Source organism: Pseudomonas pseudonitroreducens (assembly GCF_021603645.1).
In the GTDB taxonomy this organism is placed as follows: domain Bacteria; phylum Pseudomonadota; class Gammaproteobacteria; order Pseudomonadales; family Pseudomonadaceae; genus Pseudomonas; species Pseudomonas pseudonitroreducens.
The window spans coordinates 1-22560 of sequence record NZ_BQHJ01000021.1; the positions used below are offsets into that span (position 1 = coordinate 1).

The window sequence follows — 22560 nt, forward strand, 5'->3', positions numbered from 1 at the left end:
CGCCTCCCCAATGGAAGCAGTTCGACCTGAACTACGTCAGCGGCGTCCTTCCCTACGACTCACTCAACGGCGCCCCGCTTCAAGGGCTGCGGCTGCGCGAGATCAAGTCCGAGTACCAGGCCGGCCACCTGATGTGGTCGGTATCAGGAGACCTGTATGCGAAATAAGCAATTCTGGCTGGCAGCAACCGCCTGCTTTGTCCTGAGCCATGCCTGGGCGGAGGACGCATCTCTCTCCGGCATCAGCGTGGGTGAGCTCGGGAAGGTGCAGAGCGAAACCATCCTCTTTAAAGCCAAGGCGGAGCGGTTGAAGGCTGAGCGCGAGAGCAATGGCGAGGATACGTCCAGCAGTCCCCAGCAAGCACCGAACGGATTCCCCGGCGCTTTCATTCAGCAGCCAACTCAGTCTGCAGCGCCGGCGCCGAGCCGTGCCAGCGGTGAACCGGACCTCCCGGTGGTGCGCGCAATCACCGGCTCCAGCCGTCGCCTGCAGGCCACCCTGCTTTTCAGCAGCGGCTACGAGCTGGATGCCAGCGTGGGCAAGGAGCTGCCCGGAGGATATCGCGTCAGTCAGATCACACTCGATAGCGTGTTCCTGGAGCGCGCAGGCAAACGCTACCCGCTCGGCTTCTCCGACAGGGCACCTACGCCTGCTTTGCAATCGCTGCAGCAGACCTCCGCGGCACCACCGTCAGTGCTGGCCCTGCCTGGTCTTCTTCCGGTTCAACGCTAAGGAGCACCGCGATGACCGATCTTTCTTCTGCCCCCATCGGCCAGGAAGGCGAGCAGGTCGAGGTGGACACGCCAACGTCGCCTCCTACAGCTTTACCCGTGAGCGTATTGACTGCCCCCGGTGGTGTTTTCGAGGTCAAGGAGGAGCTCCGCCAGGTACTGGCCCTGACCGCCGATGGCAAGCTGCATGTCTCCCAGCAGCATCGAACCGATCACTACGTCATGGCCTTCATGGACCAGCTCGAGCGCCAGGATCACGACTTTGAAGTCGTCCAGTCGACACTGTCTGACATCAAGGCGCTGTACCAGACCTCCATTCAAGGTGGCTTCAACGCTCAGGTGGAAACTGACCGCCAGGCGCAGGCACTCGCGATGCTGGGGGACGCCCACCGCCGCGCTGCGAGCGACATCCATGTTGTAGTTGGCCATGACATCACCAAGATCAAATACCGGATCCATGGGCTCCTCTGGGAGGCCGCGCAGGAGAAGAGCCAGGTAGGGCGTGAGCTGTGCTCCGCGCTCTACAACAGCATGTGCGACGTCTCCAAGGACCACTACCAGCCGCAGATCCCGCAGGATGGGCGCGTCAGCCGCGAGTTCGTGAAACAGCTGGGCCTGTTTGGCGCCCGGATCGCCACTCGCCCCTTGGTCGAGGGGCCGCTGATGATCATGCGTTTGCTCTACGACGACGAGTCCAAGAAGTCGCTCAAGGAGCTGGGCTTCTTGCCGTCGCAGATTGAGCAGTTCGCCCGTCTTCGCAGCCTGCCCTATGGCATCAACCTGATCACCGGTCCCACCGGTTCCGGTAAGTCGAAGAGTCTGCAGGTCAACCTGAACCTGCTCCATGATGAGACCGAAGGTACGCGCCACATCCTCACTCTGGAGGATCCGCCCGAATATCCACTGAAGGCGAACCAATCCCCCCTGGGCGCCGGGGAGACTTGGAAGGACGGCATCAAGAACACCGTCCGCCTGGACCCGGACATTCTGATGTTTGGTGAGCTGCGTGACCTGGAGTCGGCGCAGGCCGCATACAGCGGTGGTATGACCGGCCACCTGGTGTGGTCGACGCTGCACACTAACAACGCAGTTGCATCGATCCAGCGACTGATGGATATGGGCGTTCCCAGCTACCTGGTCACCGATCCGGCGCTCACCACGGGGATCATCAACCAGTCACTCCTGCCGGTTCTGTGCCCCTCCTGCAGAATCCCTCTGCGCGATAACCTTGACACGATCGATCATAACCTGAGGCTGCGCCTGGAGCAGCTGGGCATCGTCGACCAGGTCAACCTGCACGGCGAAGGCTGTTCCCATTGCAAGCACCTGGGTGTGGTTGATCGAACCGTCGTAGCCGAAGTGCTGTTGTCCGACTTGCTGTTCATGAAGACCTTCGTCGAGAAGGGAGCCAGCGCGGCGCGCCGTCATTGGGTGAAGGAAATGGGCGGTATCACCAAAATCACCCATGCCACCCAGAAGATCGCAAGTGGCCTCATTGATCCTCGGCACGCCGAAACCATCGTCGGCCCCTTGGATTTCGACCGCCAGTTGGTGGAGCTGACGCATGCGTGATCTGCTCCTTGATCTGTGGGCAGGCTTACGCGAGGCCGCGCATGGCTGGGTGGAAACCTTCTACATCAAGCAGTTCGGCAAGAACGAGCGGATCCAGTTCTACGAGAGCCTGATGGGCGTCCTCGAGGACGGCATCCCGATTGAAGAAGCACTGGAGACCGTCGAGAAAGCCTTCAGCAACGACGGGAAGGAGCTCCATCCCGTCTCGATTGTGTGCGGCCAGGTCGCAATGCTGGTGCGTGGCGGCAAGCCTGTGGCGGAGGCCTGTCGCAGCTACATCCCATTCGACGAGTCCTCGCTGATCGAATCGGGGGAGGAAACCGGCAACCTCATCCAGGCCTTCCGCGACTGCGTGCGGATCATCGAAGCCAGGCAGCGCATCGCCAGCCTGGTGAAGTCGGTCGTTGCACTTCCGTCCCTCACCTGGAGCTTGATGGGCGCGCTCATGTATGTGATCGCCGGCTGGATGGTTCCTTCCATGTCGCAGCGTCAGGATCCTGAAAACTGGACCGGCGTGCCGGCAGTCCTCTATGCCCTGTCCAACCTGGTCACCCACTACGGTTTGGCGATCGTCATCGTAACCCTGACGCTTGTCGTGCTGTCGATCACGACCTTGCCCTACTTCTGCGGGCTGCAGATCAGCAGTAACAGCCCAGTCATGAAAGTGAAGTTCAGCGCGTTCCTGCAGAAGGCTCGAATTCGACTGGAGTCGATACCGCCCTGGTCAATCTACAAGGTCCTGCAGGGCTCGATCTTCCTTCTCAACATGTCGGTGATGCTCCGCGCCGGCATCAGCCAGCTCAACGCACTGACCATCCTGAAGCGCAGCGCAGCCCCCTGGCTTCGCGAGCGCATCGACGCGATCCACTACGGCGTCAGCTCCGGCAAAGACTTCGGCACTGCGCTGCGTCTTGCCGGCCACCAGTTCCCCGATGCAATGGCCATCCACTTCCTCCAGGTACTTGCCACCCGCAAGGGCTTTGCCAAGTCGATGGAACGGTTCGCCAACCGCTGGTTGGAACAGATGCTCAAGCGCGTAGAGGCGATCTCCGGCGCCCTGGTAACCGTCTCGGCCATCCTCATGGGCTTGCTCATGATCCTGGTCGTGGTGGGCATCTTCCAGTTGGCCTTGGGGCTCATGGATTCAATCCAACACTGATCAACCATAACGAGGTACAACCAATGGCAATCTCTCGCCACAACAAGCAGCGCGGCTTCCTCTCCATCGACGGCGTCATGTGGCTGATGCTGATCGCGATCGCCCTGGGCTTCATCGCCTACCTGGGCTTCAAGATGCTCTCCGGCTCCGACGTCGCGATCGAGCAAAGCAACATCACCACCATCATCGGCAATACCAAGAAGCTTAAGGGTTCGACTGGCTACGGCACCTCCGGCACCAACCTCGTGCCCTCCCTGATCGCCATCGACGGTACTGGCTCGATGGGGGTCTCGGGCTCGACGCTGACCAACCAGTGGAACGGATCCGTCACCAACGTGAGCAATGGCATGACCTTCACGCTCACCGAGACGAACGTGCCGAAGAGCGCCTGCATCACCCTGGTGACGAAAATCGCCAAGGACAAGCAGACCAGCACGGCGATCAACGGCGGGACTTCTACGGCCGGTGAGATCCTGGGCGCCGCGGCTACCACCAGCTGCTCCTCCGACTCCAACACCATCGCCTGGACGACCTACTAAGGGGGAGCGTGTGGGATTCATCTCCGAAGCACAGTTCGTCGACCTGTACCTCGGCGACGGCTTCTCGGACGTGAAGGGGCTGCCTGGGCAGCCCCGTCGCGTTCAGGCACCAGCCGAATGGGAGGTCGAGATCCAGCAGCTGCGGGAGCGCTGCCAGGAGCACCACAATGCCACTCAGGAGCCTGAGTTCTCCCTGCTGGTAGACGACGTGGTCCTTCGCGTCACCCAGCTGCAGGACGTGAACGCCAAACCGTTGTTCGTGCTGAACAAGTCGGCCGTCAAGATTCTCCCGCTCGACGACCTGGGACTTCCTGATCAGCTGCACGAGAGCCTATTGGACGAGTTCACTCGCGGCCTGGTCTTTTTCTGCGGCGAGATGGGTTCCGGCAAAACCTCCAGCGCTGCATCCTTGGTGAAGGCCCGGCTTGAGGTTCACGGCGGCGTAGCCCTCACCGTCGAGGACCCTCCCGAACCCCTACTGCATGGCGTCCACGGCCCTGGGCGTTGCGTGCAGGTGCCAGTCTCACGCAAGCAAGGCGGCTATGAGGAAGCGCTCATCCGAGCGCTGCGCACGCGGGCGGAGATCATCCTAGTGGGCGAGGTCCGTGACTCCAAAACAGCGATGCTGGTGATCCAGGCTTCGATCAACGGGCACTTCATCATCTGCACCGGGCACTCGGGCAACGCGGCCCTGGGCATCGAAAGGCTCGCGGTTCTTGCACAGCCCTTGCTCTCGAACGCGCTCCAGGTCCTCTCCCAGGGCCTGGTCGCCGTCATCCACCAAACCCTCCAGACCGATTCGAAGGGTGCCAGACGCCTGAAGCTCCAGTGCCTATCACTGACTGGCGCAGATGCACCTTCCATTCGCGAAAAAATCCGGCAGGGGGACATCCAACTGCTGGAGCAAGACATTGCCCAGCAATCCTCGAGGAGTCTCTGGAATGATCAATAAGCGCCGGCAGGCAGGCCTACTCAGCGTCGACGCGGCGATGGGGCTCATCGTCCTCGCCGTACTCGTCACTGTGGCAATGCTCTGGATGGTCAACATGTCCAACCAGCAGAGCTACCGCATCGCTGCCGACAAGCAGCAGACGTTCGCGGAAGCATTCTCGAAGTATCTGAAGGACAACTTCGCCGTCGTGCTCGCGAACGCGACTGCAACCGCGCCTGTCCAGGTCACCGTGACCATGCTGCAGAACACCAACTACCTGCCGGCCGGGTTCACCGACACCAACGCCTTCGGCCAGACGATCATCGGCCTGGCCAGAAAGCCGAATGCGAACCAGCTGGAAGCAATCGTCGTGACCACTGGCGGCCAGACGATCCCTGAGACCGGGATCCGCACCATCGCGGAGAACCTTGGGGGACCTGGCGGGTTCATCTCGACGCTCAGCCCCAACGTCATCCAGGGTATCCGCGGCGGATGGCAAGTGGCCCTGAGCAACTACTCGATCAACCCGGGAGCAGGCCATACCGCCAGCGCACTGTTCCTCATGGATGGCGAGCTGGCCAACGACTACCTGTATCGGAATGCTGTGCCAGGCCACCCGGAATTCAACACGATGAACACCGACTTCAACGTCGGGGGGCACAACATCAACAACGCCGCAGCGATAACCGCGACGGGGAACGTCACTACTGGCGCCGACGTCAGCGCGCGAAACGTCACTGCTACAGGCACGGTAACTGCCGCCACCGCCAACGTGACCGGAGAGACGTACACGGGGGGGTGGTTCAGAACCCGAGGCGATACAGGCTGGTACAGCGAAAAGTGGGGAGGCGGCATCTACCAGTCCGACGCGGACTGGGTGCGGATCTACAACAACAAGGGCCTGGCCACCGGCGGCACATTGGTCGGCGGTCAGGTAGTCGCCTTCGGCAACATGACAGCCACAGGCCGCATTTCCACCAATGAGTACATCTCGATTGGTGGTGTCGCGACTGCTGGCACCGCCTGTGGGGATAGCAAACTACTCGCCAAAAGCGCCGACGGCTCAGGGGTCACACTATCTTGCCAATCCGGTGTGTGGGCAGCAGGGGGAAGCATCAATACCTTTAGCGTGAGTTGTACAGGACCTGTGGGACGCTTTCAATCGGACTGCGCCGCGACATGCCCTGCACCATCAAAGTTAATCTCCGGGGGCTGTACAGCTCCAAATATCAACTGGGAAATAAATTCCTCGCAACCGAGCGGCAGTAATGGCTGGTACTGTTTGGCAAGCGAGGACTATGGGAGTGGCTGGTATAACTTCAGCGTTACTGGCTACGCTATTTGCTCAAACTAGAAGGGGCTTCGCCCCCTTTTTCTATATATAGAATCTATGCCTTTAGTCCAGGCAGACCGCTCCGCACACTTGAGTTTGCGAAGATTGATTCCCATCTCTCAAGTGCATAAACCAGCTCCCCCCGAATGAATAAATATTGCAGTCGTTATCCGTCCCGCCAGGGCCGCCTACTTGACCTAGCGTGCAAAACTTATGAGCACCAATATTTGTAGTCCTATCACAGATGGTGCAGGAGTCAGTGTAAGAGGTAACGACTCCTGCAGACTCAGCTCGCCACACACCGGATTGGCAAGGTGGCGTCTAATAACATGGTGATGCACTAGTCAATGGCAGCGCCGCAACGTACAGAACAGAATGGAAACTTCCACTTCCACCAATTGAAGTGGCGAACGAACCTCTAGCTGCCACACATGAGGTGTCGCTCCCACAGTCAAAGCCATATCCGAAATAAGAAGGATTGGGTGAGGTAGTCGTCAACATAGTCCCGGAGAAACGGCCACCGTCGAGCATTCCAGTGCCACGAAACAGCACCCCACTGCCATTCACCGTCATGAAGTAACAGCCCTGCGTGCCTGCTGATTGCCATACTGCGGATTGGCAAGGCTGTCAGTTGCGCGCGCAGAATGCGATTCGTTGATCGGTGCCGATAGCTGCCTTCCAGATGCTCTGGGTAAACCCTGGAGGACAGCCGATATACGGGTTATACCCTTGGCACCAAGAACCGAGACTGCCGCCGTTTGTGGCGTAGCCGCAGATGGTTCCACTCGGCACGTCTCCTCCATTAGAACGCCACACACCGGATTGGCAAGGAGGCTTGTCAATTGAAAACTAAGATGTTCGCGCAGTTGTGATGGAACGACCCATCGTAACGCTGTTGCCAAACACTTCCAGTCCAGACAGTGGTTACCTGCGTCCCCCGGATAGACCACCAGTTACCTGTCCCGGCTTCTTGGCATGAAATAACCTGGCTTAGGTCCATGTAGCTGTTTCCAGGAACAACGCGCGCAAAGTTCTTATCCCCTTGTGCCCACACACCGGATTGGCAAGGCTGTCGCAAAGTCGTCAGTTTTTTGCCAACAAACTATCCTCCATGCCTTACACGACGGCCCCTCGACCTTTGATTAGGCTCACGCCTCACCTATAAAAAAGTGTGAGGCTGGGCGAGCGAGATTGCTCGACTGGCCAGTGGATCCAGCATGAAGATTCTGCTCTCGTCGACAGTGTCCAAGTATTGGTCAGGCGGTGGAACCGTGACCTTATCTCGTATCGACACCATCAGCTTGCGTAGGAGCTCGTCCTGAGCTCGCTGAAGTGCCTCAGCTTCACTTGGTGCCGTGACGCTCAGCCCATCAAAGTCCAGCACGCGAATGGTTATGCCATCAGTCGAGGTGTCGGCGATGGCGGGGTATGGGATCAGGTGGTCCAGCACGACTTGTTGTCCCCTACCGCGGTTGCCTTCCAACTTTTTCACAAGCCTGGCAGCCTGCAAATGGGTGTAGCGCTTCAGCATTGCGAGCGATTTGTGACCGGTGATGGACGCGATCTCCATGACGTCCATCGTGTTGAGCTCGAACAGTCGAGTTGTCGCTTCATGCCGAAGGTCATGGAAGTGAAGGTCCAGGATGGCCAATCTCTGCAACATGATTCGCCAGGCGGACTTCAGGCCATTCGAGGTGTAGCAGAACACTCGACCTTTGGTTTTGACTCCCAACCTGGTCAGTGCATCCCTCGCCTTTAGGCTCAACGGCACGTCACGCTTCGAGCCATTCTTGGTTTCTGGCAGGTGAGCGACGCGACGCTGCAGGTTGATGTGCTCCCATTCTAGCTTGAGTAGCTCGCCTTGCCGCATTGCGGTTTCCAAAGCCAAGACGACCAGGGAGAACAACTCCTCGGTAGGGTGGGCGTGGCAGTACCGCAGAATCCGCCGCTCCTCGCGCGGCAGAAGCCGGCGATCACGACCAGGTGGCGCTTTCGGCTTACGTACGTTGGTGACGGGGTTGGTATCGCAGGCGCCCCACTCGATTCTCGCCACATCGAAGACATGCGAGAGCAAAGACATTTCCAGTCGCACCGTCGCCGGGGAAATCGTTTTCCCTGTCCTCTGGCTGACCTGTGCCAAACGATCATCACGGTACTTGGCGATGTCGGGGCTTTGAATTTCGCGCATTTGCCGCCCAGCTAGTTCTGAGCGCAGCAGGCTCGCAAGTCGGTAGCTTTCCTGGGCGTAGCCCTTCTTCAGGATTGAGACTTTCGAGCGGTAGAGCTCAAGCCCTTCGCGGAGGGTTAGATCGTTACTCATGGACCTCTTCCAGCTTGGCCTGCGTCATGATGGCCAGCTGGCTAAACGGAATGTCCAATGCACCACAGAGGGTGAAAACGGTATCTAGCGTGGGAGACTTCTGGCCGCGCTCGAGCAGACTGATGTATGTCCGGTCGAGACCAGCCTCGAACCCCAGAACCTCTTGGGATAGACCACGCGCCTTACGCAGCTCTGCCAAAGCAGCACCGAAGGCTTTATTGTGATCCCCAGTTGGAACAGGTTGGCGTGCCAAGAACTCGACCTAAGCGCAAAGGTCGAATTCTGGAATCGCCCTCCTTCATCGTCTGCGGACTATAGTCTACAGACCGATTGCCTCCCCGATTTCCGGCCGTTACGATCGAGCGACCCTCGATATACTCGACCCAAAGGCACCGCATGTACTTCTACTGGATAGCTCTTACCATCTTGATCGTTGCCGGCGGGATCATGAGCCAGGTTCAGCACCAGGACGAAGTCACCGCTGATGCAGCGACGGTCGATACGCTGAGCCGAAGCATGTTGGTCTATCGATCAGCGGCTGCTGAATATGCACGCAACAATCCTGCGTTTGCGGGAGTTCCTGCAGACACAGCGCTCAGCCTCCCCAGCTGGTACTCGAAGCCCGCAGGAGTAACGTCGTATCTCTCAGGTGGATCAGCGTACACCTACTACACAGGCAACACGCCTGCTGGCCTGCCTGCCGCTCTGGTCGACAGAACCCAGGCTACGACTGTAGGCGTGAAGCGCTCCGGTACACTGTTTTCACCTACCGCAGGCAATACCGGAATCAGCATTCCGGCCGCCGTGCCCGATGGTGCTGTTGTGGCCGTCAACTGACGCCCGGCTGGCTTGAGAGTCGCGCCGCGCCTTGCATCAGCGCCGACGTACCAACATAATGACATCAAACAGGTTTCACCCCGCTGGCTACTGACGGTCATCATGTAGCGCCCAGGTGTCGGAGGTTCGCCTCGATACCAAACCAAAAGCACGCTTAGCTCCGGGAAGGGCGTGCGGATCTGGTTGGAACTCTCCCTGTGTCTCCCTGCTCTCTCTAGTCGCGCAGCCGTCTAACTCGTGATGACCGAGTTCAAAGGCATATAGGGTTTCAAGAGGTTCGGCGCATCGTAATCTGAGGGCCACACCGGTGTTGTGGCCCATCCTTTTTCCCCTCCCCTTGGGTAACCTGATGGCCTTGAACTTCAGGGGCATGAGGCTACCCAAAGGGTTTCGTTTTCGTGGCCGGTGGCCCGCCGGCGAAAAGCAGGGTTCCTTTTGTGCGCGGATGCGTGCCAATTGTTTGCTGGCCATAGCCACTAAAACCGGCCAGGTGATGAGAATCGTCGTTCAATGCCCAGGGATCGACGTCTGTCACGGTGGCATCTTCTTCCTGACTTCGTTCCTTCGAACTCAGCCGGGGGCGGCTACTAGACATGGTTGCCCTCGGCTCGCTGTTCCCCATCGCCCTCTGCTGTCCCCCCTCCTTGCCCGCTCCAGTTCCTCCCTCCGCTTGACACCCTCTCGACATTCCCCCAATGATATTTGCGTGATCTGCTGACGTCGTCAGCGACATGCCCATGCAACTTGGACCCGAAGAGTTGCGACACCTCTTGGTGTTGGTCCATCCCAAGACCGCTTAGCTTCTGGTAGCGCGGTCGATCGATTTCGGTCGATAGAAGCACCTTCCGCCAACCCAGCGGGGAATTCACTTCCCCGACGGGGCCAGTGTTTCTCCGCATTTTCAACCTGCAGGAGAAACACCATGTCCACGCCGTCCCTCAGCTACCGCTTCGGTGAAGCTCTCGGAACCGTCACTCGGGAATTCCTGCGTGCGGTACAACAACCCCGGCCCAAAGCCATCCCTCGCCCGCACCTACGGCATCATGAGCCTGCAGCACCGCACCCCTCGGGTGACGTGCTCGAGTACATGTGCCAAGTCCCTGCGATCGCTCGCCTGAGAAAGGTGAACCTCGCCGACTGGTACGAGCAAAACACCCGTGAGTGTGCCCCGGAAAAACCCAAGCGCACCCGCAAACGCAAAGCCGTTGTTAAGGCCTTGCCCAGCAGTTCTTCCATCCCAGTCCTGAAAATGGGCCCCCTCAACGACCTGATTGCGCCGGTTGATTCCTTGACCTGCTAATCGATATCCGCCACTCACCCGGCTGGGAAACCTCCCTGCCGGGCGGTTTTCCAGCTGATTCAAAGGAAAACCATGAGCCCTGCAAAACTGTCTGCAATCGCAGAAGACCTGCGAAAGATTGGTACTACAGCCGTAGCCGCAGGTTTGATTGGCATCTTTCTCGGAGAGCACCGCATCCTGACTGCCCTTGCGCTGTCTGTTGGTGTGGTAATCTGGTCAACAGGTATCTACCTGACTCAGGAGGAATCTTGAGATGAGCCAAACGACTTTCGGCGTGATCATGCTGACCGCCCTACTCGTAGTGTGCTTGTCGATGGCAGCTTGGGCTGACTGGCCCAATCTCAAACGTAAGCTGACAAAGCTTAATCATCGCCACCGCCCACATTGACACCGCGCCCCTCCTTCCGAGGGGCTTTTTCATTCTGGGGGCTTGACAAGTGCAACTGGCATTTCCATTCTTGGCACCGTGAGCTGCTGATGTTGTCAGCAACCCCGCCCCAGCAGTCATGATCTGCAAGACTGCGACACCACAGGTGTTGATCCCCCCAAGATCGCCTAGCTTCCGGAAGCGCGATCAACCTGGTCCAACCAGGTGGAAGCTCCCTCACCCAGCTCCAAGCATACCCACTAAGCTCTAACCCTCGCGGGGAATACTTTCCCCCCATGGGCGAAGTGTTTCTCCGCTTTCACTTTTGAAACTGGAGAAACCCCATGAGCAACCAAACCCAAGACACCAAGTTCTTCGATCTGCATACCTCCGGTATCGGTTACCTCAACCGCATCCGCGAAGTGCCCATCCGTAAGGGCACCCCCCTTCTCGCCGTTACCGTCGCAGCCCTTCGTGGCTCCTCGGACGACGTCGAATACTCCTACATCGACTGCAACGTCGTCGGCGCCGAAGCTGAAAAGCTCGTTCGCCGCTGCCAGCAGGCCGTAGACGCCGGCAAGAAGGTCCTCGTGGCTTTCCGCATTGGCGACATTCGGACGGAAGCGTTCACCTACGAAAAAGGCGAGAAGAAAGGTCAGGCCGGCGCAAGCCTCAAAGGCCGGCTGCTCTTCCTCAACTGGATCAAGGTGGATGGCGAAACCGTCTACGAAGCTAAGCCCAAGGACAGCGTGGATCAGGCCCCCCAACAGGCTGGTCCTGCTTCCGATGCTCCTGCAGCTGAGCAACAGCAGCAAGGCGATCAGTTCGCCGCTTGATCGAATCCAAGGCGCCCCCAAGGGCGCCTTTTACAACCTACGCACTGCGCTGATTGTCATCGCGAACCCATCCGGGGGGCACCATTTCCCCCCAGGGGCATGGTGTTCTCCAAATTAATTTGGAGATCATCATGAATTACGCCCAAGCCGTTGAAATGCCCGCTCTGCCCGAAGTTGAAGAAGTAAGCCTGACCGACATCGAGGATGAACTGCTCAACAGCAGCCACTTCTGCGACATGGCCTGGTTGATCTTCTCCAGCCCGAGCACTGATGCAGCCGTTCTGACCGCTTAATACCACGGGCACCGCAAGGTGCCCTCCCCCTTCCCCAGGGCCAATGCCTTGGGCATGCGGCTCCGGATCACCAGGAGAACATCATGTCCTTCGGAAAATTGGCTCTCGAATTCTGTGACGAACAACTGCCGCTTCAGGTCCTCGAAAGCGGTGCCGGCTACTACATCGGCACCTGTACGGCACCTGGACGCAGAGAGCACATACCTAGCTCGATGTGCCTCGCACTTTTCCCCTGACGGGTTCATCACCCGCCCGGGCTGGTGAACCTCCCCATGGAGCTTCACCAATGAACAGAACCTACCCTGAGCGTCTGCCGGCGTTGCTTGCTATTGCAGAGCATGCAGCTCGTTCCGATTTCCACTACTGGCTAGACGGAGGTGTCGTTGATGAGTTTGGCGACGCCGGACTCAGCATCTTGCTTTATGACATTCAACCGGCGATCGAGGCCCTTGCTCAAGCTGATTTCGAGCATGGCTGCGACTCATCGGACTCCCCAATTCTTCAGCAATATGCCCTGGTGAAGTGCTATCAGACGGCAAGAAGCGTTGAAGTGAAACTGCACGCCCGCGCGACCGGCTAACTGCGCCACACCTTACAAACCCATCAAGGGAGCTCCCTTGATGGGGGCTGCTCCTTCTCACCTAGGACCCGCCATGAGCACACCGAACCCTTTCCTCGACAACCTGTGCCGGTACCGCGTCGAGCGTCTGCTTCAAGTCAAATACTCGAACAGCGAAGTGCCGTGCAATCGAGCGATCCATAGCAGCCAAGCACATTTGAAGGACCGAGAGGTTCAGTGCAAACCCTGCATATTCAGCGACGACCTCTGCCTCATCGTAGGGGCTGGGAACATAGATCCGGAGCTCGCCGAGCGCTGCGGAAGTGAAGGCACGGTAATCGACGTCACCTACGCCGTTCTGGATGCAGATACCGGCCGCTTCATAGGGGACACCTACACCCTTGATGGCGCTCATGACCTTGTTGACCGTCTAACGCGCCGCTATGAGCCATGGAGTCGCTCCTGGGAGATTAGCAAAGCCCACCTTCCGTTGAAGGCTCTGCATGCCCTCCTGGAGAGTTTCGGCACGAAGATGCCGATCCGACTCGCTGGAGTCCTTATTGGAGTCTTCTGGATAGACGAACTGGGCACTGTTGGCTTCCGCCTGGTGCATACGCCCTGGACCGACGAGAGCCTGGAGGTGATGGATTTGACCGCCTCAGCCTTGCGAGAGGAACAGATCGCCGCTGGCTATCCGGTCGAACTGGTCGACCTACTTCATCTTGCAGCTCAAGCTGACGTTCGCTACCTGGTACTCGATCCATTCGCGCCCGCGCTCAAGGGCCTAAAAATTTTCGATCATTGAGCATTCTGGCCTGCGGGATTCCCCTCAGGCCCCTAATTCCGGATTGGCTCGCTGTCGTTGACAGTGCCTCCAAGGGAGCCAGGGTTTAAGGCTCCGGCGCGCAAGCGCTAACCCCCCCCAAGACCGCCAAGCACTCGGTAGCGCGGTCGCATCACTTGTTGATGGAGTGCATCTTCCACCACCCACGCGGGGACCCTTCCCCGCGGATGAGGCCTCCCCGCACCTGTAGGAGACCTCGAATGCCTGTCCCGGCAAACCCCAAGACGCAGGAAACTGCTGCGTACCTGAAGTACCCGGTCGTGCTGAGCAACAGCGCCTGGCTCAGCGCGGTTTATCTTGAAAACCCGAACCGGGTTGGGGAGATGAGCCTGCGCCTGGCCAGTGTGGTGCAAGCGGCATGGTACGAGCTGAAGCTCGCACCGGATGCGGAAAAGTTCGTCTTCGCCGTCGTACACAAACAGCCTGTCGGTCGTGAACGAGTGTGGATCTCACTCTCGCTCACTGTCGTCCGGCCCCAGTCTGAACCTCCCTACCTCCACGTCGAGCTCCTGGACGAAACCTCCCCCGAGGTCGACCAGGACTAGCTTCACAACCACCTACAGTCCCGCCGCCGGCGGGACTTCCTTTTCCATAGGCAGACAACATGATCAGCATCGCTGGCCAGTTGGCCATCCGCACCATCACAGGTCGCAACGGCCCATTCAACGTGGGGCGGCTGGTGACCTCCATTGGCGAATTCGTCATCAAGGACCCCGGCCTGGACCAGTACACGGAGGGTAAGTACCAGGGCGATTTTGCAATCACGCAAATCCGCCCGTCCTACTACACCCACGGTGGACGACTGGTTGTCGAGATCAGGGCCGAGCTCGGCGGCATGAGCCTGGACGATGTAACCAATCTCAGCGCCGAAGACGAAGAGCAGCTGTCGACGACCGTGCTCGATCCCCTTGAGGAGGAGAGCTCGCCGCCGGCGGTGAAGCCGTCGAAGGCTCAGCAGCCAGTTGCCCGCACGTCCACATTGATTGCGGCACCAGCCGACTCCGATGAACCGTTCGGCATGAAGCCCGCTGCACCGGCCGCACCGAACAGTGATGAATCACCAGACGAAGAACTCTTCGGCACGGTCTGGCCCCTGGCCGATACCGTGAAACTAGACCCCACCGTTGACCGACAACGCTTGCGCGCGCAGTGCGCACGTTTGGGCGAGCTCGGGTACTCCCTGGACTTCAAACTCCAGGTCTGGAACAGGAGAACGCCATGAACCAGCTTTACGCCTTAACTGAGTTTTCCAACCTGCTGCTGCAGGCATCCAGCTCGTTACGCGAAGTGGGTGCGGAAGACCTCGCGGATCTCTTCGTGATCGCGCTTTACGATCGGTCGATGGTCGACCTGGCCATCGCCCAGCTGCGTATCCGCGCAGCGCAGGGCGAGCAGCCAGCAGACCCGGGCGGAGATACTCCCTGGAGTGTCTCCGGTGCGCAGGCACAGGAATATACCCTGCGGCTCACCCAGCGGCTGGATCGATGCATCCGCTTCAACCGCGTCAGCCTCTGATCTGACGCCACCACCCAGCCGGGTACTCCCGGCAAGGGAGTCTCGGCCTAACAGAGGAGAGCACCCATGGGCTGGCTATTTTCACATCGATCCAAGGAGCAGCTTCTACGCGAGCTGCTTGCAGCATCGTCCACCTTCTCGCGTGACAGGGAGATCCTTGCTCACTCCGTTGTCGGCAATGAGCTCTGGACCGTAGTGAAGCTAACTCTTCACGTCGCGGGCCTAATCAATGGCAACCTGGAAGGCGACAGCTTCACCTTCATCAACCTCGACCTCCTCGATGTCAGCAACGGCTATTGGGGAAGCCAGTCCATCAGCGAGTCGATGGGACCCTACTACTACGGCTGCCCCCTCGACTTTCTCGACATGGCCACCTTCGGAGTGAACCTGGTCTGGCGAGAGCAGCTTCGGCAGCATCACCAAGCCTGAACACCAACCGACCACCCTGAGGGGCTCCCTCAGGGAGCTCCTTGCAACCACAACAGGAGCTCACCATGAATGCCATTTTCGCCAGCCTGACCCCGGAAATCCTCAGCAACGTCGAGGACCAGCTGTCCAACAACGAAGTGTCCTGCGACGAGGAGATGGTCGACTTCTTCATCGAAGAACTCGGCCTCTCCCTGGAGCAGGCTGAAGCTGCAGTCGCACTTCGCTCGCAGTATCTGCAGATGATTTTCCTCGCAGGCCAAGGCCCTCTCCATGAGGCCAACGGCCTGGTCTTCTGCCCCGCTACCAAGAGCGTCCGCTGACGCTAACCAACACCACCTGGACCTACCCCAAGGGGCTTCACCGCCCCTCTGGGGCGGGCAGCCCTCCTTCGGAGGATCGCTATGCCCAGTCCAACCAAGCTCTTCCAGATCGAGGAGCTCCCTGACCTGTTCGTCGACGCCTGCGTGTGCGATGAGCAGCGCAACCTGGTGTTCCTTTCCGCCTGGGGACGCGACACCGTACTGCAGGAGTTTCTGGCCAGGCTGACGCTTGGTCGGGAGGAGAACGGGATCGACCAGTTCCACGTCATCGTGGACGGTCGGCGCCTACCTGTCTTCCCCAACCAGGAGCTGCTCGAAAAACGCACCACAAGGCAGTTCCGCGGCACTCTGTTCGGCAGCCTCTTGCATCTCTGGCTGTTTGATCGTCGCGCCTCGACGCCCGACCAGGCCAATCACTTCGCCTTCGCGCTCCTGGAGCGCGAGGAGGATCCACACCACCGGCTCTGGCCGCTGGTAATGGAAACCTGTCCGCTGCCCCTCCTCCCACACTGGCGCGAGCCGGTGATGGGAGTCCTCATCCAGCACCAGATGTTGACCGCCCTGCCCGGGGCGATCGGCAACGTCTGCGCTTGGCGCCTCACTCTCCAGCTCGACGTGCTCGAGCCCTCCCTCGGAGAGCTGATCCGCCGCGGCGAACTCACCACCGATGCTCAGGCCCAGGCCTGAGCTCCAACTATCGACTCAAGGAAGCCCCATGGCACTCATGTTTCCGCGCCTGGCGCGCAACTTCGCCCGCAATGGCTATTACCCCACTGACGAAGTCACACTCGAACGCGCCCTGCAGGCGCTCATTCCCGCCCCTTCGGGCAGGATGAGGATCTGCGATCCGTGCGCTGGAGAGGGCGTTGCCCTGGCTGAGGCAGCCCATGTTCTGGGCCGCGACCAGGTCCAAGCGTTCGCCGTCGAATATGACCGCGAACGCGCCGACCATGCCCGTGGCATTCTCGACCGGGTGTTGCACAGCGACCTCTTCGACACCCTGATCAGCCGGCAGTCGTTCGGTTTGCTCTGGCTCAACCCACCCTATGGTGACCTGGTGGCGGACCACTCAGGTGCATCCCAGTACCAAGGAAGCGGCCGCCGGCGGCTGGAGAAGGCCTTTTACCAGCGCTGTCTCCCGCTACTGCAGTACGGCGGCGTGATGGTGCTCATCGTTCCTCACTATGTGCTGGACGACGAGCTGACTGGATGGCTGAGCAACCACTTCACCGCCCTGCGCGTTTACGGCGCCGCGGATCCCACCTTCAAGCAGGTGGTGATCTTCGGCATCCGGGTACGTCGGCAGGACCTGGCCAGGGCTGACGTCAGCCAGGTTAGATCTCACCTGCAGGCGATCGGCGCCGGCCTGGACCAGGCTGAGGAGATTCCAGCCAGCTGGCCATGGGAGCCCTATGCGGTCCTACCGGCAACAAACGAGCTGGAGCACTTCTACCGAGTAACACTGGAGCCAGAGCAGTTCGCCGGCGAGATTCAACGCTTAAGGGGCCTGTGGCCTGACTTCAGCCTCCACTTCGGCCAGACAGGCCTGCAGCCTCGCCCGCCTGTCAGGGAGCTCTCCCGCTGGCACTTGGCTCTAGCCCTAGCTGCCGGGGCGATCTCCGGCGTTGTGCGCTCGAGGTCGGGCCGGACCCTAGTCGTCAAGGGTGACACCTATAAGGACAAGGTCCGCAAGACCGAATTCACCGAAGACGAAGACGGCAACGTCACCGAGGTGCGGATCCTCACCGACCGCTTCATACCGATCATCAGGGCTTGGGAAATGACGCCCTCCTCCGCGAATCATGGCTGCGTGCTGACCATCAGCTCATCCGCCGCGACCACAGAGGTGGCCGACACTCCCCGGCCTGAGCCTGAACCTGGACCGCTGTTCTTCCCGGGGCAGATTGTGATGACCGCTGCCATCAGCCACTTGGTGGAGATCGGCCAACTCAACCCCACCACCTACCTCAAACGCCACCTGGTAGGCGACTGGGGGAATCTCTGCGACGAGGACTGGAACACCAACCAGCAAGCCTTGAAGCACGGTGACAGGTTGTTCTCCAGCTACGATGTCGACGCCGGCGATGAGTCCAGGATCTGGATCATCACCGAGGCCGACCGCAGCTCCACCACCTTGCTGCTCCCCAGCGATTACTAACCCACCACCTACGCGGCCCCCAACTCCACACCACCCTGCAGGGTATGCCGATACCCGAAGGGGGACACGCATGCCCTGCATTTCATCACCTGCAGGAGATGCACATGAACACGCTGACCCAACCGGCCGCTTCGGCCGCTTCCCCACTGAATATCAACCTGACTGACTTCATCGACGAGTTCGGCGATGAGCTCCTGGCGTCACTCAACCGCTCCAACCCTCCGGTCTACGCCGGCGCCAACAACATGCAACGCCAGTTGGTGATGGATAACCTCAAGCGCAAGCCCTTCGCGGCCCAGGCTGAGGTGGTTCAAGCCATAGCGGCGCTGCTTCTAGACCGCAACGAGCAGGCTGGCGTCATCAACGCAGAGATGGGTACCGGGAAGACGATGATGGCCATCGCTGTATCAGCTGTAATGCACGCGGCAGGTTACCGTCGAACAATGGTCATCTCTCCACCTCACCTGGTCTACAAGTGGCGCCGGGAGATCCTGGAAACTATCCCTAACGCCCGCGTCTGGGTGCTCAACGGTCCGGACACTCTGGTTAAGTTGCTCAAGTTACGAGACCAGATGGGCGAGGCCTACGATGGTCGCCAGGAGTTCTTCATCCTCGGCCGCGTCCGGATGCGGATGGGATTCCACTGGCGGCTTGCCTGTTGGAAGAAACGCTCAGCCGGCGGCTTGCTGCTCGCTTCGTGTCCAGATTGCGGCCAGGTCCTCGAGGACCTGGAGGGCAACCTGGTCACCGTCGAGGAGTTCGAACGCAGTGATCGCCGACGCACCTGTCTTGCCTGCAAGGGTGCCCTCTGGACACTCATGCGGCCTGGCAAGGTCGATGGTGGTGACCGGCGTGCAACGATTCTCAAGTCAATGTGCCGCATCCCCACCATAGGACCGGTCAGGGCCGAGCGCTTGCTCAACGACTTCGGCGAGGACTTCCTGGCCTCCATGCTGGTGGACAACGTCTCGGAGTTCATCAACCTGATGGACGCCAAGGGCAACTTCGTCTTCAGCGACCGCCAGGCCAAACGCATGGAACGGTCGATGGCCAACATCGAGTTCGGGTTCGGCGAGGGGGGTTACCAACCGACCGAATTCATCAAGCGCTACCTACCCGATGGATACTTCGACCTGCTGGTGGTGGACGAGGGACATGAGTACAAGAACAGTGGTTCGGCCCAGGGCCAGGCCATGGGCGTTCTGGCAGCCAAAGCACGGAAATCCGTGTTGCTGACCGGAACACTCATGGGCGGTTATGCCGACGACCTGTTCTACCTATTGTTCCGCATCCTCACCCGGCGCATGATCGAGGACGGCTACCGACCCAACGCGCGCGGCAGCATGGCTCCTGCAGCTATGTCGTTCATGCGCGATCACGGAGTGCTGAAGGACATCTACACCGAGCGCGACGGGGACTCGCACAAGACCGCCAAGGGCAAGAAGCTCTCGGTACGAACGGTGAAAGCCCCTGGCTTCGGCCCTAAAGGCATTCACCGGTTCGTGCTGCCGTTCACCGTGTTCCTGAAGCTCAAGGACATCGGTGGCAACGTGCTGCCCGACTACCAGGAGGAGTTCGTCGACGTGCCCATGGCGCCGGAGCAGGCCTCGGCCTACCAGCGCTTGGCTGCCACGTTGACCACTGAACTCCGCCAGGCCTTGGCACGGCGAGACACCACCCTACTGGGTGTGGTGCTCAATGTGCTGCTGGCCTGGCCGGACTGCTGCTTCCGATCGGAGATGGTCAAACATCCTCGAACCCGGGAAACGCTAGCTTTCGTTCCTGCGATCTTCGGTGACGAGCAACTGATGCCCAAGGAGCAGGCGCTCTTGGACCTCTGCCTCGAGGAAAAAGCGAACGGCCGCAAGGTCCTCGCATACACCGTCTACAGTGGGACGCGCGACACTACGTCCAGGCTGAAGAAGGTTCTCAAGCAGGCGGGGCTGAAGGTAGCTGTGCTGAGGGCCACGGTAGATACCGCACGACGCGAGGATTGGATCCTCGACCAGGTCGACCGCGGCATCGACGTGCTGATCACCAATCCAGAGCTGGTCAAGACGGGACTGGATCTCCTGGACTTCCCGACTATTGCGTTTCTGCAGACGGGGTACAACGTGTACACGCTGCAGCAGGCGGCGCGGCGGTCGTGGAGAATCGGGCAGAAACACCCGGTGCGCGTCATCTTCTTCGGCTACGCCGGCAGCTCACAGATCACCTGCCTACAGTTGATGGCCAAGAAGATCGCCGTCGCACAGAGCACGTCGGGAGACGTTCCTGAATCGGGCCTCGACTCGTTGAACCAAGACGGAGATTCCGTCGAAATGGCACTCGCGAGACAACTGATTGCTGCATAAATTTAAGGCCACCTTTTAGGTGGCCTTTTTCTATCAAGCGTCTTGAGGTGCTTCTTCAGGGTAATAACGGTAGTAGGCTGTTAGAGCGCTATCCCAGCACTGACTAAGCTCTGCCTTGTGACGTTCAATCCAACCTCTAACTTCACTTAGCGGGTAATCGTCGCGCGAATTTATGTACTGCCTGACTTCGCCGGTCTCAATATCTATGTGACAGGTAACTCCACCACCTCGAACCGTCACCTCAGGCCTTGCAGAGGGCCCTTCACAGAATACAGCTGCATAAACCATCTCGAGCGAGCTCCATGGTTCAACAATCTTCCTCAGCTCAGCGAGCGACGTAGGGCTAACGCACTCTATTCCGACATACGAAAGATCATTTCGGCCATGTTTCTCAAAATCGAATGGCACATAGTCCTTCCCCACCTTGCAATCGACAGCATCTAGAAGCTTCGCCGCAATGGGTCCAAAATGCAGATACCAAGTGCTCTCTTGTGTATTCCCCTTTTTCTTCATCTGACGAACCTTCTCTTCGTCAGTCATATTCTCAAGATCGAAGCAGGCCGACATCCCTATGTACTTGGCCCAATTCTTTGGCGCACCCACCAGCTTGCACCATTTCTCAAAGGAGATAAGTCCGGTCGGTTTATTATCTACGATCTCGAATGACTTTAAACTGTTTGAATCTAGCCCTAATCGTATGCGGGACTTGTCGTGAGAGAGGTTATTTCCTAGACTCCGATTTTCCACACGACTCGCATGAGCGAGTTGCTTGCTACTAAGCCTGGTCTCTTTCATAGGTACACCGGTCTTATCCGGGTATGGATAAGAGGTCAACCAGACAACACCGTGTGCGATCTCATCAGTATGCGTTACCAGGTGCCCTAGACGAATCGCATCAGACAAAATCGAGGCGGCCAGCGATGTGGCCGTGAAATGATAAAGTCGCAATCTAACCCCCATGTAAAATCTATTTATAGAAATTTTAACTGTCAGCTATTGCACTGCACTTGCCGTGTCAACTCGCCGAAGGTATCTCGCTCCATTGTGACATATATCCCGGCGACTTTAGTTCCTGCCTCATTCCCCAACCGGGAATTGGAGGCACGCGCCCAGGACGAAGAGTGCCACGCCCGAACTCCGCATTGATTCGATCCATCACCGCCATGAGGCGTTCGCCACCAGGTCGCGGCGCCGGCGCGAACATGTCGACCTGAGCAAGCCCCGGTGCGACCAGGTCCATCAGCACCACCCCAGCCTTCAGATAGCGGAAGCTCGGTCGAAATATGCGGTCAAGTCCCGCCAGAGCCGCCGCAATAAGGTCGCGGGTATCGGCGCTTGGTGTCAGCAGAGGAACGGTGGCCGCATTGGCATAGCGTCGCTCCCGCTCGTTGAATTGCCCTGTCTGGATGAAGACCTGCAGCGCACAGGCATAGTCGCCCTGGGCACGCAGCTTTTCCGCGGCCCGGGCAGCATAGCTGGCTACAGCCTCGCGCAGCGCTGACAGCTCTGTCACCCGATCGCTGAAGCTGCGGCTGCAAGCAATCATCTTCTTCGGTGCCGGCCCATCCTCGAGGGCGTAACAGACCTCCCCCCGCAGCTCCCGCAACGTCTTTTCCAACGAGACGCTGAACTGGCGACGCAGCATTTTGGGGTCCTGCTCGGCGAGCTGCGAGGCGGTGACGATGCCCATGCCGCCCAACTGCTCGAACAACCGCCGACCAACCCCCCAAATCTCGTTGATAGGGGCGTGCTGCAGCAGTACGCCGATCTGTTCCTGGCGTGTCATCACTGCAACGCCACCGCGCGTGTGTTTTTTCGCCGCCCAGTTGGCCAGCTTCGCTAACGTCTTCGTCGGCGCAATTCCTACCCCCACTGGGATACCTACAAGACGCTGAACTTCGGCCCGGATCCTACGGCCTTGGGCAGCCAGGGAGCCGGGCACGCCGGTCAGGTCAAGGAAACACTCGTCGACCGAGTAGATCTCCTGGCGCGGCGCGAACTCTCTAAGGACGGCCATCACACGCGCCGACAGGTTGCCGTTTATGTGTAATAGAAAGTCAATAAGAACCGGGCCATGCTCGCCCTTGGAGCTTCTCATACCCAACCGGTATGGCTGTAGCTTCTGAGGAGATCGCCGTCGCTCACCGGATCATCCGGTCATCC

General features: G+C 59.2%; 25 protein-coding genes. 21 read left to right on the forward strand and 4 right to left on the reverse strand.

Translation table 11 applies throughout. The annotated features are described in order from the left end of the window. Window positions 1-156: 156 nt before the first annotated feature. The 6 genes from pilP to pilV are packed head-to-tail and all read left to right on the forward strand — an operon-like array spanning window position 157 to window position 6286. The gene (gene pilP, locus L6D89_RS31685; protein ID WP_043273971.1) at window positions 157-732 is read left to right on the forward strand and encodes a type IV pilus biogenesis protein PilP; all 576 of its coding nucleotides are present in this window, start codon (window positions 157-159) and stop codon (window positions 730-732) included. 11 nt (window positions 733-743) lie between these two features. After that, window positions 744-2303, forward strand: coding sequence for a GspE/PulE family protein (locus L6D89_RS31690; protein ID WP_043273970.1), 1560 nt, complete (start codon window positions 744-746; stop codon window positions 2301-2303). Next, the gene (locus L6D89_RS31695) at window positions 2296-3462 is read left to right on the forward strand and encodes a type II secretion system F family protein (protein ID WP_043273968.1); all 1167 of its coding nucleotides are present in this window, start codon (window positions 2296-2298) and stop codon (window positions 3460-3462) included. Before L6D89_RS31690 ends, L6D89_RS31695 begins: the two co-directional genes overlap by 8 nt. Window positions 3463-3485: 23 nt before the next feature. Beyond that, window positions 3486-4001 (forward strand): type 4 pilus major pilin, encoded by a 516-nt coding sequence (locus L6D89_RS31700; protein ID WP_043273966.1) that lies wholly within the window; start codon window positions 3486-3488, stop codon window positions 3999-4001. A 10-nt stretch (window positions 4002-4011) separates the two neighbouring features. Further along, window positions 4012-4953, forward strand: a complete 942-nt coding sequence (locus L6D89_RS31705) for an ATPase, T2SS/T4P/T4SS family (RefSeq protein ID WP_043273964.1) — start codon at window positions 4012-4014, stop codon at window positions 4951-4953. Further along, window positions 4943-6286, forward strand: coding sequence for a shufflon system plasmid conjugative transfer pilus tip adhesin PilV (gene pilV, locus L6D89_RS31710; protein ID WP_169890148.1), 1344 nt, complete (start codon window positions 4943-4945; stop codon window positions 6284-6286). Before L6D89_RS31705 ends, pilV begins: the two co-directional genes overlap by 11 nt. 1138 nt (window positions 6287-7424) lie before the next feature. Here pilV and L6D89_RS31715 read toward each other — a convergent pair. Next, complete coding sequence (locus L6D89_RS31715; protein WP_043273962.1) at window positions 7425-8585, reverse strand: site-specific integrase; 1161 nt, start codon at window positions 8583-8585, stop codon at window positions 7425-7427. Next, a complete protein-coding gene (locus L6D89_RS31720; RefSeq protein WP_051879434.1) occupies window positions 8578-8838 on the reverse strand; it encodes a helix-turn-helix domain-containing protein in 261 nt (86 codons plus the stop codon). Before L6D89_RS31720 ends, L6D89_RS31715 begins: the two co-directional genes overlap by 8 nt. A gap of 143 nt (window positions 8839-8981) precedes the next feature. On the opposite strand from L6D89_RS31720, the gene pilM reads away from it, so the two are divergent. From pilM to L6D89_RS31795, 15 genes are all read left to right on the forward strand, one after another. After that, the gene (gene pilM, locus L6D89_RS31725; protein WP_081884773.1) at window positions 8982-9422 is read left to right on the forward strand and encodes a type IV pilus biogenesis protein PilM; all 441 of its coding nucleotides are present in this window, start codon (window positions 8982-8984) and stop codon (window positions 9420-9422) included. 922 nt (window positions 9423-10344) lie between these two features. After that, on the forward strand, window positions 10345-10722 hold the full coding sequence (locus L6D89_RS31730) for a hypothetical protein (RefSeq protein WP_065085034.1): 378 nt from the start codon (window positions 10345-10347) through the stop codon (window positions 10720-10722). A 72-nt stretch (window positions 10723-10794) separates the two neighbouring features. Further along, window positions 10795-10974 (forward strand): hypothetical protein, encoded by a 180-nt coding sequence (locus tag L6D89_RS31735; RefSeq protein ID WP_081884772.1) that lies wholly within the window; start codon window positions 10795-10797, stop codon window positions 10972-10974. 459 nt (window positions 10975-11433) lie between these two features. Further along, window positions 11434-11925: an STY4534 family ICE replication protein gene (locus tag L6D89_RS31740; RefSeq protein WP_043273959.1), complete on the forward strand. Its 492-nt coding sequence runs from the start codon at window positions 11434-11436 to the stop codon at window positions 11923-11925. A gap of 131 nt (window positions 11926-12056) precedes the next feature. Further along, window positions 12057-12218, forward strand: a complete 162-nt coding sequence (locus L6D89_RS31745; RefSeq protein WP_168187664.1) for a hypothetical protein — start codon at window positions 12057-12059, stop codon at window positions 12216-12218. Window positions 12219-12504: 286 nt separating this feature from the next. After that, entirely contained in the window at window positions 12505-12798 is a 294-nt protein-coding gene (locus tag L6D89_RS31750; protein WP_051879432.1) for a hypothetical protein, read from the forward strand. A gap of 73 nt (window positions 12799-12871) precedes the next feature. Continuing rightward, the gene (locus L6D89_RS31755; protein ID WP_043273957.1) at window positions 12872-13582 is read left to right on the forward strand and encodes a DUF5983 family protein; all 711 of its coding nucleotides are present in this window, start codon (window positions 12872-12874) and stop codon (window positions 13580-13582) included. A 239-nt stretch (window positions 13583-13821) separates the two neighbouring features. Then, complete coding sequence (locus tag L6D89_RS31760) at window positions 13822-14166, forward strand: hypothetical protein (protein ID WP_043273955.1); 345 nt, start codon at window positions 13822-13824, stop codon at window positions 14164-14166. Window positions 14167-14225: 59 nt separating this feature from the next. Continuing rightward, entirely contained in the window at window positions 14226-14843 is a 618-nt protein-coding gene (locus tag L6D89_RS31765) for a DUF3275 family protein (RefSeq protein ID WP_043273954.1), read from the forward strand. Further along, window positions 14840-15136: a hypothetical protein gene (locus tag L6D89_RS31770; protein WP_043273953.1), complete on the forward strand. Its 297-nt coding sequence runs from the start codon at window positions 14840-14842 to the stop codon at window positions 15134-15136. The genes L6D89_RS31765 and L6D89_RS31770 overlap by 4 nt, the downstream gene beginning before the upstream one ends. Window positions 15137-15202: 66 nt before the next feature. Continuing rightward, complete coding sequence (locus L6D89_RS31775; RefSeq protein WP_043273952.1) at window positions 15203-15565, forward strand: hypothetical protein; 363 nt, start codon at window positions 15203-15205, stop codon at window positions 15563-15565. Window positions 15566-15630: 65 nt separating this feature from the next. Beyond that, entirely contained in the window at window positions 15631-15885 is a 255-nt protein-coding gene (locus tag L6D89_RS31780; RefSeq protein WP_043273951.1) for a hypothetical protein, read from the forward strand. 81 nt (window positions 15886-15966) lie between these two features. Then, window positions 15967-16572 carry a hypothetical protein gene (locus L6D89_RS31785; RefSeq protein ID WP_070878118.1) on the forward strand — a complete coding sequence of 202 codons (606 nt, stop codon included), beginning with the start codon at window positions 15967-15969 and terminating at the stop codon, window positions 16570-16572. Window positions 16573-16600: 28 nt separating this feature from the next. Then, on the forward strand, window positions 16601-18043 hold the full coding sequence (locus tag L6D89_RS31790) for a DUF6094 domain-containing protein (RefSeq protein ID WP_043273949.1): 1443 nt from the start codon (window positions 16601-16603) through the stop codon (window positions 18041-18043). A 104-nt stretch (window positions 18044-18147) separates the two neighbouring features. Further along, on the forward strand, window positions 18148-20397 hold the full coding sequence (locus L6D89_RS31795; RefSeq protein ID WP_141678394.1) for a DEAD/DEAH box helicase: 2250 nt from the start codon (window positions 18148-18150) through the stop codon (window positions 20395-20397). 33 nt (window positions 20398-20430) lie between these two features. Here the strand turns inward: L6D89_RS31795 and L6D89_RS31800 are convergent, their stop codons facing one another. Together L6D89_RS31800 and L6D89_RS31805 are read right to left on the reverse strand one after the other, a co-directional pair. Next, window positions 20431-21192 (reverse strand): DUF4160 domain-containing protein, encoded by a 762-nt coding sequence (locus L6D89_RS31800; protein WP_141766056.1) that lies wholly within the window; start codon window positions 21190-21192, stop codon window positions 20431-20433. A 220-nt stretch (window positions 21193-21412) separates the two neighbouring features. Then, the gene (locus L6D89_RS31805; protein ID WP_236202289.1) at window positions 21413-22495 is read right to left on the reverse strand and encodes a DinB/UmuC family translesion DNA polymerase; all 1083 of its coding nucleotides are present in this window, start codon (window positions 22493-22495) and stop codon (window positions 21413-21415) included. Window positions 22496-22560 lie beyond the last annotated feature (65 nt).

What these genes read in the sequence shown, in the direction of transcription:
- pilP (WP_043273971.1), top strand. Translation starts at nt 157, where the DNA reads ATGCGAAATAAGCAATTCTGGCTGGCAGCAACCGCCTGCTTTGTCCTG.
- L6D89_RS31690 (WP_043273970.1), top strand. Translation starts at nt 744, where the DNA reads ATGACCGATCTTTCTTCTGCCCCCATCGGCCAGGAAGGCGAGCAGGTC.
- L6D89_RS31695 (WP_043273968.1), top strand. Translation starts at nt 2,296, where the DNA reads ATGCGTGATCTGCTCCTTGATCTGTGGGCAGGCTTACGCGAGGCCGCG.
- L6D89_RS31700 (WP_043273966.1), top strand. Translation starts at nt 3,486, where the DNA reads ATGGCAATCTCTCGCCACAACAAGCAGCGCGGCTTCCTCTCCATCGAC.
- pilV (WP_169890148.1), top strand. Translation starts at nt 4,943, where the DNA reads ATGATCAATAAGCGCCGGCAGGCAGGCCTACTCAGCGTCGACGCGGCG.
- L6D89_RS31715 (WP_043273962.1), bottom strand. Translation starts at nt 8,585, where the DNA reads ATGAGTAACGATCTAACCCTCCGCGAAGGGCTTGAGCTCTACCGCTCG.
- pilM (WP_081884773.1), top strand. Translation starts at nt 8,982, where the DNA reads ATGTACTTCTACTGGATAGCTCTTACCATCTTGATCGTTGCCGGCGGG.
- L6D89_RS31730 (WP_065085034.1), top strand. Translation starts at nt 10,345, where the DNA reads ATGTCCACGCCGTCCCTCAGCTACCGCTTCGGTGAAGCTCTCGGAACC.
- L6D89_RS31735 (WP_081884772.1), top strand. Translation starts at nt 10,795, where the DNA reads ATGAGCCCTGCAAAACTGTCTGCAATCGCAGAAGACCTGCGAAAGATT.
- L6D89_RS31740 (WP_043273959.1), top strand. Translation starts at nt 11,434, where the DNA reads ATGAGCAACCAAACCCAAGACACCAAGTTCTTCGATCTGCATACCTCC.
- L6D89_RS31745 (WP_168187664.1), top strand. Translation starts at nt 12,057, where the DNA reads ATGAATTACGCCCAAGCCGTTGAAATGCCCGCTCTGCCCGAAGTTGAA.
- L6D89_RS31750 (WP_051879432.1), top strand. Translation starts at nt 12,505, where the DNA reads ATGAACAGAACCTACCCTGAGCGTCTGCCGGCGTTGCTTGCTATTGCA.
- L6D89_RS31755 (WP_043273957.1), top strand. Translation starts at nt 12,872, where the DNA reads ATGAGCACACCGAACCCTTTCCTCGACAACCTGTGCCGGTACCGCGTC.
- L6D89_RS31760 (WP_043273955.1), top strand. Translation starts at nt 13,822, where the DNA reads ATGCCTGTCCCGGCAAACCCCAAGACGCAGGAAACTGCTGCGTACCTG.
- L6D89_RS31765 (WP_043273954.1), top strand. Translation starts at nt 14,226, where the DNA reads ATGATCAGCATCGCTGGCCAGTTGGCCATCCGCACCATCACAGGTCGC.
- L6D89_RS31770 (WP_043273953.1), top strand. Translation starts at nt 14,840, where the DNA reads ATGAACCAGCTTTACGCCTTAACTGAGTTTTCCAACCTGCTGCTGCAG.
- L6D89_RS31775 (WP_043273952.1), top strand. Translation starts at nt 15,203, where the DNA reads ATGGGCTGGCTATTTTCACATCGATCCAAGGAGCAGCTTCTACGCGAG.
- L6D89_RS31780 (WP_043273951.1), top strand. Translation starts at nt 15,631, where the DNA reads ATGAATGCCATTTTCGCCAGCCTGACCCCGGAAATCCTCAGCAACGTC.
- L6D89_RS31785 (WP_070878118.1), top strand. Translation starts at nt 15,967, where the DNA reads ATGCCCAGTCCAACCAAGCTCTTCCAGATCGAGGAGCTCCCTGACCTG.
- L6D89_RS31790 (WP_043273949.1), top strand. Translation starts at nt 16,601, where the DNA reads ATGGCACTCATGTTTCCGCGCCTGGCGCGCAACTTCGCCCGCAATGGC.
- L6D89_RS31795 (WP_141678394.1), top strand. Translation starts at nt 18,148, where the DNA reads ATGAACACGCTGACCCAACCGGCCGCTTCGGCCGCTTCCCCACTGAAT.
- L6D89_RS31800 (WP_141766056.1), bottom strand. Translation starts at nt 21,192, where the DNA reads ATGAAAGAGACCAGGCTTAGTAGCAAGCAACTCGCTCATGCGAGTCGT.
- L6D89_RS31805 (WP_236202289.1), bottom strand. Translation starts at nt 22,495, where the DNA reads ATGAGAAGCTCCAAGGGCGAGCATGGCCCGGTTCTTATTGACTTTCTA.